Source organism: Corallococcus llansteffanensis (assembly GCF_003612055.1).
GTDB lineage: Bacteria > Myxococcota > Myxococcia > Myxococcales > Myxococcaceae > Corallococcus > Corallococcus llansteffanensis.
The window spans coordinates 1-12992 of the sequence record NZ_RAWB01000279.1; the positions used below are offsets into that span (position 1 = coordinate 1).

At 69.3% G+C, this 12992-nt stretch carries 13 protein-coding genes; 6 read left to right on the plus strand and 7 right to left on the minus strand.

What is annotated here, in order from left to right; genetic code table 11:
• The 3 genes from D7V93_RS24350 to D7V93_RS24360 form a co-directional block, all read right to left on the minus strand.
• Positions 1-713 (minus strand): potassium-transporting ATPase subunit KdpA (locus tag D7V93_RS24350; RefSeq protein WP_208723135.1); only part of this gene is annotated, 713 nt, incomplete at its 3' end.
• A complete protein-coding gene (gene kdpF / locus D7V93_RS24355) occupies positions 713-802 on the minus strand; it encodes a K(+)-transporting ATPase subunit F (RefSeq protein ID WP_120615194.1) in 90 nt (29 codons plus the stop codon). The genes kdpF and D7V93_RS24350, both read right to left, overlap by 1 nt.
• Before the next feature lie 21 nt (positions 803-823).
• A complete protein-coding gene (locus tag D7V93_RS24360) occupies positions 824-1921 on the minus strand; it encodes a porin (RefSeq protein WP_120645685.1) in 1098 nt (365 codons plus the stop codon).
• Positions 1922-2114: 193 nt separating this feature from the next.
• Here D7V93_RS24360 and D7V93_RS24365 point away from each other — a divergent pair, with 193 nt between their 5' ends.
• Positions 2115-2894: a Fic family protein gene (locus D7V93_RS24365; protein WP_147451301.1), complete on the plus strand. Its 780-nt coding sequence runs from the start codon at positions 2115-2117 to the stop codon at positions 2892-2894.
• A gap of 2 nt (positions 2895-2896) precedes the next feature.
• On the opposite strand, the gene D7V93_RS24370 is transcribed toward D7V93_RS24365, so the two are convergent.
• The 3 genes from D7V93_RS24370 to D7V93_RS24380 form a co-directional block, all read right to left on the minus strand.
• Positions 2897-3256: a hypothetical protein gene (locus D7V93_RS24370; protein WP_120645687.1), complete on the minus strand. Its 360-nt coding sequence runs from the start codon at positions 3254-3256 to the stop codon at positions 2897-2899.
• 155 nt (positions 3257-3411) lie between these two features.
• Positions 3412-3909: a hypothetical protein gene (locus tag D7V93_RS24375; protein WP_120645688.1), complete on the minus strand. Its 498-nt coding sequence runs from the start codon at positions 3907-3909 to the stop codon at positions 3412-3414.
• A gap of 9 nt (positions 3910-3918) precedes the next feature.
• Complete coding sequence (locus D7V93_RS24380; protein ID WP_279636942.1) at positions 3919-4842, minus strand: DUF2381 family protein; 924 nt, start codon at positions 4840-4842, stop codon at positions 3919-3921.
• A 250-nt stretch (positions 4843-5092) separates the two neighbouring features.
• Here D7V93_RS24380 and D7V93_RS24385 point away from each other — a divergent pair, with 250 nt between their 5' ends.
• From D7V93_RS24385 to D7V93_RS24405, 5 genes are all read left to right on the plus strand, one after another.
• The gene (locus tag D7V93_RS24385; protein WP_120645695.1) at positions 5093-5581 is read left to right on the plus strand and encodes a hypothetical protein; all 489 of its coding nucleotides are present in this window, start codon (positions 5093-5095) and stop codon (positions 5579-5581) included.
• 576 nt (positions 5582-6157) lie between these two features.
• Entirely contained in the window at positions 6158-6688 is a 531-nt protein-coding gene (locus tag D7V93_RS24390) for an RNA polymerase sigma factor (RefSeq protein WP_244237482.1), read from the plus strand.
• Complete coding sequence (locus tag D7V93_RS24395; RefSeq protein WP_120645691.1) at positions 6685-9663, plus strand: CHAT domain-containing protein; 2979 nt, start codon at positions 6685-6687, stop codon at positions 9661-9663. Before D7V93_RS24390 ends, D7V93_RS24395 begins: the two co-directional genes overlap by 4 nt.
• A 164-nt stretch (positions 9664-9827) precedes the next feature.
• A complete protein-coding gene (locus D7V93_RS24400) occupies positions 9828-10031 on the plus strand; it encodes a hypothetical protein (RefSeq protein ID WP_120645692.1) in 204 nt (67 codons plus the stop codon).
• 40 nt (positions 10032-10071) lie between these two features.
• Positions 10072-12306 (plus strand): GNAT family N-acetyltransferase, encoded by a 2235-nt coding sequence (locus D7V93_RS24405; RefSeq protein ID WP_120645693.1) that lies wholly within the window; start codon positions 10072-10074, stop codon positions 12304-12306.
• Between the two features lie 36 nt (positions 12307-12342).
• Here the strand turns inward: D7V93_RS24405 and D7V93_RS24410 are convergent, their stop codons facing one another.
• Positions 12343-12783: a response regulator gene (locus tag D7V93_RS24410; RefSeq protein ID WP_120645694.1), complete on the minus strand. Its 441-nt coding sequence runs from the start codon at positions 12781-12783 to the stop codon at positions 12343-12345.
• Positions 12784-12992 lie beyond the last annotated feature (209 nt).

Sequence of the window (12992 nt, forward strand, 5' to 3'; positions counted from 1 at the left end):
GTGCCCAGCATCTTGATGGCCTCCTGCGAGGCCACCGGCCCGAAGGCGAGCGTCTGCTTCACGCCCTCCACGGTCGTCACGTCGTGGTAGGGCGCGAGGTTCTGGAGCACGCCCTGCGACACGAAGAACAGGGCCGCGACGAAGCTCAGGGGCAGGAGCACGTAGAGCGTGCCGCGCACCAGGTCGACCCAGAAGTTGCCCAGCGTCTTGCGGCCTTCCGGACCGGGGCGGCGGGTGAGGCCGCGCGCCAGGGCCAGCGCGACGCCCAGGCCCGCGGCGGCGGAGACGAAGTTCTGCCACGTCAGCCCCACCATCTGGGTGGCGTAGCTCATCGTGGATTCGCCGGCGTAGGACTGCCAGTTGGTGTTGGCGACGAAGCTGGCGGCGGTGTTGAAAGCGAGCTCCGGACCGACGGCCGGCAGGCCCTGGGGGTTGAAGGGGAGCACGTGCTGGAGGCGCTGGAGCGCGTAGAGGATGAGGACGCCCAGCAGGCTGAAGGCGAGCAGGGCGATGGTGTACTGGGCCCACGTCTGCTCGCGCTCGCGGTCCACGCCGCACAGGCGCAGGAGGGCGCGCTCGACGGGGCCGAGCAGGCGGGGCAGGGGTTGGGTGTCGGCCTCGAAGACGCGGAAGAGGTAGCCGCCCACGGGCTTCGTCAGCGCGAGGACGAGGGCGAAGAACAGCAGGGTCTGCAGCCAGCCGGTGACGGTCATCAGAATCGCTCCGGCCGGAGCAGGGCATAGACGAGGTAGACGGACAGCAGGACCGCGAGCGCGGTCCCGGCGACGTATTCGAAGGTCATGGTTCAGCTCCGTTCGGAAGCTCAGAAGTAGGCGACGGCTCCGACGACGAGCAGGGTCTGGTCGGGGCGCCGTCGCGGTAGGCCGTCCGCGTCGATGTCCTGGCTGTCAAAGACAGCCTGGGTCGAGTGGTCGTGGCGGGCCTCGGCCTTGAGGGTGAGGTGTTCGGCGGGCTTCAGTTCCAGCGTGAGCGTGCCCTCGGAGAGCGTCTGCGCGGTGCCGCTCAGGAGCCCATCCCGGTCGCGGTACACCTCCGCGCGCGCGGTCACGGCCACGGGCCGGGCGACCTGCACGCGCACGTTGGCGCCGGCCGCGTACCAGAGCGCGGCGCTCGTTCCGGGGCGTGCCTGCCGGCCGGCGTCCGCGGTGGCGGAGACGCTCAAGGCGTCGGTGAGCTTGAGGGTGGCGACGGTGTCGACGAAGAGGCGCAGGGCCTCCGCGTCACCGGAGCCCTCGTTGCCGACGAAGGTGTTGAGGGCCGCGGACAGCCGGTCCCCGGCGTAGGCGACCTGGGTGCCCAGGGCCTTGCCGGTGTTGTTCTCACCGATGGTCTGCCAGCCATTGAGCAGGTGCAGCTGCGCGCTCCAGCGGTCATTGAAGCGCCAGGTGCCCTTGAGGCCGGTCTGGTAGTAGGGGGAGAACTCCCCCATCCACGAGCGCGTGTACGTCCAGTTGAGCTGGGATTGGAAGGACTCCAGCCCGATGTGGCTGGGGAAGATGCCGGCCTCCAGGGTGAGGGGTCCTTCGGCGAAGGACAGCGACGCCTGTTGCACGAAGCGCCAGAGGTCGGGGCCGGTGGCGTCGCCCTCGGGTTCCGCGCGGTGGAGGACGTCCATGCCGGTGCCGAAGCCGAGCAGCACGCGCACGCCCACGGGCTCCGGGGTGACGCTCACGCCAAGCGAGGCCAGGTTGACGGTGGCCTCGTCGTGCCGCCGGGCGGTGGTGCCGGTGCCTGGCAGGAAGCTGGTACCGCTGGCGGGGCGGTTGAAGTCGTAGCCGTAGTAGGCGTCCACGCCCCCTTCCACCTGGAGGCGGGAGAGGACGGTGGGCGCGGGCTCCACGGGGGCGGCCTGGGCCAGGAGGACGTGGGTCAACAGCGGGGTCAAAGGGAAGGTGGGCATGATGGCGTCCCCCTTCCCTTGAGCATCCGCCGTACCGTCACGGGCCGCTGGCCGCCCCAGTCATTCCAGCCGGTTGTGGGGCGCGGGTGCGGGCCCGGATTGCAATGTGCACGAACAGGGCTCCGCGAGCCCTGCGGCGTGAAACGTGGCGAAGGCGGGCGGGCGATTACAGTGGGAGGAGGAGGTGGTCGTCGTGCATCCGTACCGGTGGAGCGAGGGCATCGAGCCGAGGCTGCGGCAGGCGACCGAGCGGATGCGCCAGCTGCGCAGCACGGTAATGCCCCCTGCCGCGGTGCAGAGCCTGCGGCACTGGTTCCGGGTCCATCACACGTACCACTCGAATGCGATCGAGGGGAACCGACTGACCCTGCCCGAGACGCGCGCGGTGTTGGAGGACGGCATCACCATCGCGGGCAAGTCGATGAAGGACCACCTGGAGGCGGTGAACCTGGCGCAGGCGCTCGACTTCATCCAGGAGCTGGCGCGGAAGGAGACGGTGCTGGGCGAGCGGGACGTGCGCGAGATGCACGGCATCGTCCTGCGCGGCATCGAGCCGGAGAACGCGGGCGCGTATCGACGCATCAACGTGCGGATCAGCGGCACCGAGCATGTGCCTCCGGAAGCCATCCATGTGCCTGAGTCGATGCGCACGTTTGGCGAGTGGCTGGCCGGAGCGAAGTCGGAGCACCCGATTGTCGTCTCCGCCATCGCGCATGCGTGGTTCGAGACGATTCATCCCTTCGTGGATGGGAACGGCCGGACGGGGAGGCTGCTCGCCAACCTGCTGCTGATGCGGGAGCACTACCCGGCCATCGTCCTGCGCGTACAGGAGCGTGCGCGGTACTACGCCGCGCTCGATGCCTCCCATTCGAGTGACGACATGACTGCGATGGTGGAGTTGACGCTCGGCTGCGTGGAGGAAAGCTTCTCGGAGTACGAGCGGGCGGCCCGTGAAGTACTGGTGCGGCACTGACTTCAGGGCTGGCTGGACACGGACTCGTCGCAATCCGGGCCGGTGCACGTGCCGGAGCAGGTCACCTGACCGGGATAGGAGAGCAGCGTGGCGCACGTGGTGCCTCCGGTGCAGGTGACGAGCTCCGTGCACACCGACGCCTCATCCACGCAACGCGCCTGGGTGACTCCGTCCAGCTTGAAGGCAAAGCAGCCCAGGCCCTGCGGGCACTGCGGCAGGTCCACGCCGCACTCCTGCGCGACGTCCAATGACTGTCCATCGCGCAGCGCGAGCCGCCCCTGCTTGTCGCTCGCTTCGTCTGAACCACAGGCCGTGAAGGCCATCACCGTCAGGCAACATCCCACCAGCTTCATCCAGCGCATCGCGGCTCCTTCAGCGAAAAGTGTGACGGAGCACGGCGCACAGCAAGGCGCGGACCAGTGGGTCCTTCGCAGGGATTCCGCGCCCTTGCTCTGGAAGGAAGCCCACACGCCTTCCAGAAATCTGAGGCAGTGACGGATCCCTTGAGGCTTACGCGCTACCGGAACTCGTCCACGATGTAGACGCCGGCACGCGGTGAATCGAGGATCGCCGTTCCCGGCTTGGACTCCGGCCGCTTGCGCAGCTGGCCGAAGCCGAGTCTCGCCACGGCGCAGATAGGCACCCTGTCTCCCCCGCTCAGGAACTGGGCCGCGTAGTAGCGGATGACCGGTTGCTCGCCGCCGGTCCAGACGCGTCCATAGAGGCGGAGGGGTGCCTCCAGGGTCCCGATGTCCTGATCCAACACGCTCTCGATGGGCCCCTCATGGAGCGTGATGTGCTCAGCGCGACTCTGGTTCGCGTCGAGCTGGACCCAAGCGGACTCCCCCACGTAGAGGCGCAAGTACCGCATGACCTCCAGCGCCTTCTCCGGGCACTTCTCCGACATGGGCATGCCATCCGCGTGAAGGCGGACGTCGCCTGGCGTCGTCGCACATCCTGGAATCAGAACCAGCAGGCCCATGCAGCGCACGAGCGTGTAGCGGCGGGAAGTCATGGGGCGTTCCTACTTCCCGAGCAAGCTCGGGTCCAACCGAACAATCGCCTGCACGAACCCATCCTGCCGGTACATCTCCAGCCGCAGGGAGGTCAGCGTCCCTTCCTCCAGGAACGCGCTTCCATCCACGACGAGCCCAATCACTCCAGACGTTCCAGGCTCGATCACCGCCGCCGAGGAGCGGACCGCGATGGCCCGCTCCCTCGAGTCCGAGGTCCCCACGAGGCGGACGGACTTCATGCTCCAGGAGCGCACCGCATGGAGGTTCTTCACCCTGAACACGACCGCGGCCTTGCCCTTGCCGCGAAAGACGGTGCCTTCCAAGGCCGCGTCGTCATCCCTTCCTGAGAAATGCTCCACGACCTTGAAGGGCGTCTGGGACTCGGCCTCGGCTGTCAGCAGGGCCGCCAATGCGTGATCTTCGGAGGACTCTTCCTTGTGAAGGCGCTCATTCTCCGCGCGTAGGGTCTGGTTCTCCTTCTCTGAATCCACCAGCGCCGAGACCATGGCGTCGTAGCTTTCACGGTCCTTGAAGACATTGAGTTGCTGGTCCGCGCTCCCACGTCCGCGCGGGTTGGGAGGACGCAAAAGGAAGGGAAGCTGCGGACCATCGACCAGGGCCACCAGCAGGGAGAAGCCTTCGTCCGGATCCAGGTCGCGTCGGGGCTCCAGGACCACCTTTCGCCCCAGGACCCCGACCGTCTCGAACCGCCCATCCCCTCCCACCAGCCGCGTGCGAGCTGGATCCACCGCCTGCTCGAAGCGGAGGACCGTCACGACCTGGCCTTTCACGTAGACCCGCGGGGGTGCGGCGTCAGGGTGCTCGGAGAGGAAGAGCGTCCGGATGCCGAGCTGCTCGCGTCCCTCCGCCATCGCGGTGCACGCGAGCAGGGAACAGAGCCATACCCACTTCCCAGGTAGATGAATCCGCATACGACCCGTGACATAGCACCCACCTGCTTGACGCCCAAGTGGGGGCGGCTCCAGGAGCACCTTGTCCCAAACGTGCCCTCGGCGGTTCAAAGCTGGTAGTGCGCTTCTTCGCTTGGCTTCACTCCTTCCGCCGCACTCCATGATCGGCTCTACACGAGTGCAGCGAGACGCAATGTAAAGCCTGCTACGAGTACTGCACGCGCAGGGGTTTCTGGCCCAGTTCGGCCAACGGGAAGAGGTGTCCAGGAGGATGAAGCACCGCCGGACGAAGAAGACGGCACCTGAGCCCGTGGGTGCACGGGAGAGCGGGAGGCTTCACCTCTCCTTGTCAGAGGCGACCTTCGCGGACTTCGAGCGCACGTTCCTGGAACACCAGCGGGCATGGCTGCGCAAGGCCAGGACGCCGAAAGCAAAGCGTGTCATCAGGCGAAGGACGGCGGAGGACATCCTGCTGGGCGCCTATGGCCGCGAATGCACCTGGAATGAGTTCCACCGTGCTTTGCGTCGCACCGAAAAGCTGGGCTACGACAATCCAGGAAGGCGAGCGCACGTCGCGTGCCTTCTTGCCCTGACCCTCAAGCAGTTTCCCGACCAGACCGAGAGGGCGAGGCGGAAGCTGGATGAGGCAGAGAGACAGCTGCGCTTCCTGCGCAAGACCCATCCCCTGCGGCAGGAAGGCCTCATCGAGATTCAACGCATCCGGCGGATGGCCGGATGGGAAACCCTTCGACAAGGCTGACCGGCCTGGACTTCGCAGCCTTCGTCAAGGGCCTCACCCTTTCAGACAGAGTCGAGGAAACCCCGTGCGGTTGTGACTGGGCTCTCCCGTCCCGCGTCACCCCGTGATGGTGGACCACCACGGCTTGCCGCAAAACGAGATCGCCTGTGCGGATCGGCAGCGCTCCGTGCTGCCCCTTGATGAGGAGGGCGGCGGGGTGTTGGGCATTTCCGCGAGCTTCCAGGTGGATACCGCCGGGTAGGGCCTGCGCGGTGGCCGCGGTCCCGAGGGTTCTGACTCACAGCGTCGCTCAAGAGCCCCAGGCAAGCCGCGCCCAGCCATCAGCCAGCAGTCCCCCCAGGGATTCCATGCCCTTGCTCTGCAAGAAATCACACACATCTCCCAGAACTCTGAGGAAATAACGGATTCCCGCATTGGCCTCTCGGACTGAGGCCAGACACACAAAGACTGTCAGGCAACCACCTCCAACCTGACGGGGGGTTTGTGACATATCAAAGAAATCCGACCTATACCGTTATCTAATCATCACCGGCATCGGGGGGCCGTACGATGAAAGAAGAGCTCGACAGTTCTGACATGGAGTACGCCGTCTTCGCGATCCGCCAGCAGCCCAGCCTGGTGGCTGTTGCCCGGAATCTTTGTGGCCGGAATGCCAGCGATTGCGCGGATCTGGTCCAGGACGTGCTGCTGCGGGCCCTGCTGAAGTGGGACAAGCTCCAGTCCTGGACGGAGCCGGAGCGGCGCGCCTGGCTGGTGCGGGTGCTCCACAACCGCTTCCTCGACCAGTGCCGCCGCTCCCGGAGCGAGGCCGCGAACGTCATCAACCTGGGCAACGTGCACAAGCTCTTCGAGGAGCCGGACGCGCCGGACCTGGAGCTGTGGGAGTGCATCACGGAGACGGAGCTGCGCAAGGCCGTCGCCTCCCTCCCCTACAACCTGCGCCGCACCTTCGAGATGCACTCGGAGGGGCTGCGGCACGCGGAGATCGGCCGCCACCTCGGGGTGCCCGTGGGCACCGTGGGCACCTGGCTCTTCCACGCGCGCCACCGCCTGCGCGACCAGTTCCGCGACATGGCCCAGGCGCGCCGGAAGCGGGGGAATGGGTGAGCGCCGGCTGCACGGACCTCCCCGCCTTCGTGGACGGTGAGCTGCCCCCCGAATCCCAGGACGGCTTCCGCGCACACCTGGTCTCCTGCCAGGTGTGCTGGGCCCGCTTCCATGAACTGCTGCAGGTGGACGTGCTCGGCCGGATGGCGTTCGCGGACGTGGCCGAAGCCCGCGAGGACCCGGCGGCGACCGGGCCCCTGCCGCCCGAGGCGACCGTGACGGTGACGCCGCCCCGCCGACGCCCGGTCTGGCCCCGCATTGCAGGACCCGCGCTGCTGCTGGCCGCGGTGGCCGTGTGGATGACGCGGGTGACCCACGAGGCCCCCGCCTCGTGGCTCACGCCGGGCCCCACGCGGCCCCTGGAGGCCCGGCTGACGTACGCGGCACTCGACACCTACCGGGCCTACGTGCCCCTGCGCGGGCAGTCCCCCGGGGCGGCGCCGCTGCCCCTGCGGGAGCTGGCCACGCTGGCGGACCGCCACGACTGGCAGGGCATCGCCGCCGTGTACCTGCTCGCCGGCGACCCGCGGCAGGCCCTGGCCTACCTGCGCGGCGCCCCCTCCTCCCCCGACCTGGACTCCGACCGCGCGGTGGCGACAGCGCTGGGTCGCGAGGGGCCCCCGGAGCAGACGCCGCTCGATGAAGCCCTGGCCCTGCTGGACGGCGTGCTCCTCCAGCGGCCGGACCACCCCCAGGCCCTGTGGAACCGCGCGCTGGTCCTGCGGGACATGGACCTGCCCCTGCTGGCGGCGGACACCTTCGAGGCGATGGCGAGCCAGGGCGAGCCGGGCTGGAGCACGGAGGCCCGGACCCGGGCGCACAGGCTCCGCGAAGAGACGCTGGCCCGGGGACGCGCCTGGAAGCAGGCCTTCGCGGCCACGCAGGACCTGGTGGTGGACTCCGGCGCGCGGCTGCCGTTGGAGGAGGCCGCGAGGCTGCCGGGCATCGTGCGGGTGGCCTTCTACGACGCGGTGCGGGCGGCGCCATCGCGCGAGGCGATGCTGCGGCTGCTCCCGCTGGCGGACGCACTGGACCGGGCCTACGGCGGCACCGTGCTGCGCGAGTACGTGGCGCGCGTGGCGGCGCGGAACTTCCTCCGGCGCGGGCCCCTGGCGCGGGACTATGCGCTGCTCGTCCGGGACAGGCGCTCCTCCCGCGAGGGCTTCCTGGAGGAGCTGAAGCGCTCGGGCGAGGACGACCTGTACGTGGGGGCGCTCGGGTATGAGCTCGCCGCCGGGCGCCCCGTGGACTCCGACGCCTTCGCCCGGGCCGCCGACGGCCTGGGCGACCCCTGGTTCCACCTCATCGCCGAGCGCGAGCGCGCGAACCAGGAGGTGCACGCGGGAGAGTGGTGGAAGGCGGAGACGCGGGTGCTGCATGCCCTGCGCACGTGCCAGGAGCAGCGGCTGCACTACCGCTGCGCCGACCTGCGGCGGTGGCTGACGGACATGTACCTGGGTGAGCTGCACCGGCCGGCGGACGCCTCCGTGCACGCGCTGCGCGGCTGGCAGCTCGCGAAGGCCCAGGGGGAGTGGGGGCTGGAGCGGCAGTTCCTCCAGGAGCTGGCGCAGGTGGCGCGCCTGCACCACCGGCTGCCGACCGCGAGCGCGTACCTGCGGGAGTCCCTGGCGCGCATGCCCGAGGACCTCCGCCAGCGCGGCTACGTGCACCGGAACCTGGCGAGCCTGGCGTGGATGGGCTTTCGCCTGGACGAGGCGCGCCATGAGCTGGAGCAGGCGATGGAGTCCGGCCTCCCGCTGGGGATCCACGGCACCCTGGTGCTGGCGGACCTGGCCCGCTTCGGTCCCATGCCCGGCGCCGCGGACGCGATGCGCCGGGCCCTCTCCGAGCTGCGCCGGGGCGAGCCCCGACCCGGCGAGCGCGCGCTGATGGACTTCATCGAAGGCCAGTTCAAGCTGGAGCACGACCCCGTCGCCGGGCGCCAGCTGCTGTGGAGCGCCATCACCCAGGCGGAAGCGTGGCCCGACGACGCGAACGCCCGCCGCGCGCTGGCGTATGCCCATGCCGTGCTCGCTTCCGAGGCGGGACGCACGGACGCGTTCACCGAGGTGCTGGCCCTGGTGGGACAGCAGTCGCAGCGGGGCGAGGTGCCCGAGCGCTGCGTGCTCGCGGTGACGGTATGGCACGAGCGCACGGTCACGGTGGTGCGAGGGCCCTCGGGCGCGGTGCTCGGGGACTTCGCCCAGGGGCGCACGGCACCGCTCGGACAGGACGCCTCCGGGCTGGTGCCGGCGCCGCTCCTGGAGGCGCTGCGGGGGTGCGCCCAGGTGGAGGTGCTGGCCCCACCCCCGGTGTATGGCCTGCCAAGGCTGCTGCCCCCGGACCTGGCCTGGAGCTACCGGGTGGGGCGCGCGGCGCCGCGGGGCCTCACGGCGCCGCAGGGCACGCACCTCGTCGTCTCGGGCGTGGACACCCCCGGGGCCCTGGGGCTTCCATGGCTCCCGCCCATGGCCTCCGCGGCGGGCGCGGACCCCTGGCGCGTGAGGCTGGAGGGCGCCCGGGCCACGCCGTCGCGCGTGCTGGACGCGATGGGCACGGCCACCGAGGTGGAGATCCACACGCATGGGGTGTTCAACCCGGAGCTGTCGGACGCCTCGATTCTCATGCTGGCCCCGGAGAAGGATGGCCGGTACGTGCTCACCGCCAGTCAGGTGCGAGCGCGAAGGCTCTCCGGAGCGCCGCTGGTGTTCCTGGCCTCCTGCAGCGCCGCGCGCACGGCGCCCTTCTCGATTGAGTCCTTCAGCCTGCCCGTGGCCTTCCTCGACGCGGGAGCGCGCGCGGTGCTTGCCGCCACGGTCGATATCCCGGATTCGGCGGGCCGCTTCTTCAACGCGGTCCGGGAGCGGATCCGCGCTGGGGCCCCGCCCGCCGTGGCCCTGCGCGACGAGCGGCGGCAATGGCTGGAGGCCTCCCCGGGCGACAGGTGGGTGCGCGACGTCCTCCTGTTCGAATGAAGCACCCTTCCCAAAGAGTCATCCAAAGAGAGTCATTGGATGAGAGTCATTCAAGAAGAGTCATCTAGAAAGCCTTTTAAAAGGATACGACCTGGTGCGTTATAAAAGAGAGACCGCCCGCGGCAGCTGGCCGGGACCGCAGCGGTCTCTTCAAGGAGACGGACATGATGAATCACCAGGTCCCTTCCGAGCAGTTGCCGCTCCCATTCCACCCGCTGAACGACCTGCCGGACAAGCCGCCCCCGGGCCCCGCGGGCATCCGGTTGGCGCCGAACACCGTGACCACGCCGGATCCTCGCGAGAAGCCGCAAAGCGACCCTAGCGAGCATCCGGACAAGCCCCCCACGGACCCCGGGCTCCTCTCCTAGGCCCTGGGTTCCTGGCGCGGGGGCTTTATGCTCCCGCGCCATGCCCAGCCCCTACGTCGTCAGGGCCGTTCAATCCCGCGCGGAGCTCGAACAGGTCCTGTCGCTGCAACGCAGGAACCTGAAGCAGCACCTGTCCGAGGACGAGCGGCGCACGCAGGGCTTCGTGACCGTGGCGCATGACCTGCCCACGCTGGAGCGCATGCACGCGGTGGCCCCCAGCATCATCGCCCTCCAGGGCTCGGAGCTCGTGGCGTACGCCCTGGTGATGCCTCGCGAGTGCCGGGAGCTCGTCCCCGTGCTGGAGCCGATGTTCGCGCTCGTCGAACAGTTGGAGGACGGAGGACGCCCCCTCAAGGATCAGCGCTTCTACGTGATGGGGCAGATCTGCATCGACAAGGCCCACCGGGGCCGGGGCCTGTTCGAGGCGCTCTACCACCAGCACCGCGAGCAGCTCCGGGGCACCTTCGACTGCGTCGTCACGGAGGTCTCCGTGCACAACCGCCGCTCCCTGCGCGCGCATGAGCGGCTGGGCTTCCGCACCCTCCACACCTACGAGGACGCCACGGACACCTGGGCCGTGGTGCGCTGGGATTGGAGCCCGCCCCCGCGGCGGCTGGAGGAGCTCGAGCGCACCGAGAAGGTGCTCGCCGCGGCTGGGATTGGCCGCTGGTCCCGCGACCTGTCCCTGGGCCCCATCGTCTGCGACGCCATCTGCCGCGTGCACTGCGGTCTGCCCGCGGACGGCCCGGTGAGCCCCGTCCACCTCCGGGAGCGCATCCATCCGGAGGACCTGGAGCGGGTGTGGGACGCGGGACGGCGCGCGCTGGAGGAGCGGGCGCCCTTCGAGCTGCGCTTCCGGATCCGCCCGAGCGCGGAGGCCCCCTACCGCTGGTTGCACGTCACGGGCTCCGTCTTCCACGACGCGGCGGGGCGCGCGCGGCACTTCGAGGGCATCTCGCAGGACATCACCGCCGAGCGGCAGCTGGAGGAGTCCCTGCGCCAGACGCTCATCGAGAAGAACGACTCGCTGCAGAACCTGGAGCTCATCAACAGCACGGGCCAGGCGCTGGGCGCGGAGCTGCAATTGGAGAAGCTGGTGCAGGGCGTGACGGACGCCGCCACCCAGCTCACCCGGGCCGCGTTCGGCGCGTTCTTCTACAACGTGCTGGATGAGCGGGGGAATGCATACATGCTCTACACGCTCAGCGGCGTGCCCCGGGAGTCCTTCGCGAAGTTCCCCATGCCGCGCTCGACCCGCGTCTTCGAGCCCACCTTCAAGGGCGAGGGCATCATCCGCAGCGACGACATCACGAAGGATCCGCGCTACGGCCACAACACGCCCCGCCACGGGATGCCCGAAGGCCACCTCCCGGTGCGCAGCTACCTCGCGGTGCCCGTGGCCTCGCGCTCGGGCGAGGTGATTGGCGGGCTGTTCTTCGGCCACCCGACGACCGGCGTCTTCACCGCGCGCGAGGAGCGGCTGGTGGCGGGGCTGGCGGCGCAGGTCGCCGTGGCCATGGACAACGCCCGGCTCTTCCAGCGGGTCCAGGAGGCCGTCACGTCGCGTGACACCTTCCTGTCCATCGCCTCGCACGAGCTGCGCACGCCCATCACGTCCATGAAGCTGCTGTCGCAGCACATGCGCAAGCGCATCCACGCCAACGACCCGGCGGCCTTCACCCCCGAGCGCGTCACCCGGATGGTGGAGCAGACGGAGCGCTCCATCGACCGGCTCGCCCGGCTGGTGGATGACATGCTGGACATCTCACGCATCGCCGCGGGCCGGCTGCAATTGCACCTGGAGCGGGTGGACCTGGGCGACCTCGCGCGCGACGTGGTGGACCGCTTCGAGCAGCAGTTCACCGAAGCGGGCCACACGCTCACGCTGCGGCTCGCGCCGGGGCTCGTGGGGAGATGGGACCGGGTCCGGCTGGAGCAGGTGCTCGCGAACCTGCTGACCAACGCCCTCAAGTACGCGCCCGGCACGCCGCTCACGGTCAGCCTCCAGGCCCGGGACGACCACGCCGTGCTGGAGGTGGAGGACCGCGGGCCCGGCATCGCTCCGGGGGATCAACACCGCATCTTCGAGCGCTTCGAGCGGCTCGTCACCGCGAGCGAGGTGAGCGGCCTGGGCCTGGGCCTCCACATCGCCCGGCACATCGTCGAGGCGCACGGGGGCCGAATCCACGTGCGGAGCGCCGTGGGCGACGGCGCCCGCTTCTTCGTCGAGCTGCCCCTGGCAGGCCCCCCGGACGCCACGCCCGTGAAGGCGTAGGCCCTTGGAGCCGTAGGCCCTTGGAGCGGCCCGCGGCTACCCGGACGTCGCCGACGCCTGGGAGGAGGAGCCCTGGGACGCGACCACGGGACGGGACGCCATGTGCTTGTGGTGCATGCCCGACAGCTTCAGGGCCAGCTCCGGACCGCTGACGCTCTTGGGGATGTAGCCGTCCGCGCCCGCCGTCCGCATCAGCTCGCGCAGCTTCGACTCATCCATGGACGAGTAGAGGATGAAGAGCGTCTGCGGCCCCGCGAACTGGCGGACCACCGACAGGATGCGGTCGCCGCTGAGCGCCGGGATGTTCACGTCCAGCAGCACGATGTCCGGCTGGGTCGTGCGGATGAGGTTCGCCACGCCCAGCGCCGCGCGCGTGGTCGTGACGTCGAAGCCGTAGCGGCTGATGGAGCGCTCCACCAGCTCGAGCACGAGTGGATCATCATCCACCACCAGTGCCTTCAACTTGCCTTCCGCCATGCTCGCCTCCTGCCTTCCGTGACACCGCGGAGGGAAACCCGAAGTGCGCTGCATCCAGCGATTCTGTGAATATACGCGCTAACTGTACTCTTCCGCAATTACCCAATCCACAGGCTTTACCGTTATTCCACCCTGAGTCAAGGGAGACCGGGACGCGGAGTCATCCCATGGACGTCTGACAGACGGTCAGGCGGCGCTGTCTCTTATAC

Excerpts from the sequence above, each read along its gene's own strand:
- D7V93_RS24410 (WP_120645694.1), bottom strand. The coding sequence starts at position 12,783 with ATGGCGGAAGGCAAGTTGAAGGCACTGGTGGTGGATGATGATCCACTC.
- kdpF (WP_120615194.1), bottom strand. The coding sequence starts at position 802 with ATGACCTTCGAATACGTCGCCGGGACCGCGCTCGCGGTCCTGCTGTCC.
- D7V93_RS24360 (WP_120645685.1), bottom strand. The coding sequence starts at position 1,921 with ATGCCCACCTTCCCTTTGACCCCGCTGTTGACCCACGTCCTCCTGGCC.
- D7V93_RS24390 (WP_244237482.1), top strand. The coding sequence starts at position 6,158 with ATGGAGTACGCCGTCTTCGCGATCCGCCAGCAGCCCAGCCTGGTGGCT.
- D7V93_RS24385 (WP_120645695.1), top strand. The coding sequence starts at position 5,093 with ATGAAGCACCGCCGGACGAAGAAGACGGCACCTGAGCCCGTGGGTGCA.
- D7V93_RS24375 (WP_120645688.1), bottom strand. The coding sequence starts at position 3,909 with ATGACTTCCCGCCGCTACACGCTCGTGCGCTGCATGGGCCTGCTGGTT.
- D7V93_RS24400 (WP_120645692.1), top strand. The coding sequence starts at position 9,828 with ATGATGAATCACCAGGTCCCTTCCGAGCAGTTGCCGCTCCCATTCCAC.
- D7V93_RS24380 (WP_279636942.1), bottom strand. The coding sequence starts at position 4,842 with ATGCGGATTCATCTACCTGGGAAGTGGGTATGGCTCTGTTCCCTGCTC.
- D7V93_RS24405 (WP_120645693.1), top strand. The coding sequence starts at position 10,072 with ATGCCCAGCCCCTACGTCGTCAGGGCCGTTCAATCCCGCGCGGAGCTC.
- D7V93_RS24370 (WP_120645687.1), bottom strand. The coding sequence starts at position 3,256 with ATGCGCTGGATGAAGCTGGTGGGATGTTGCCTGACGGTGATGGCCTTC.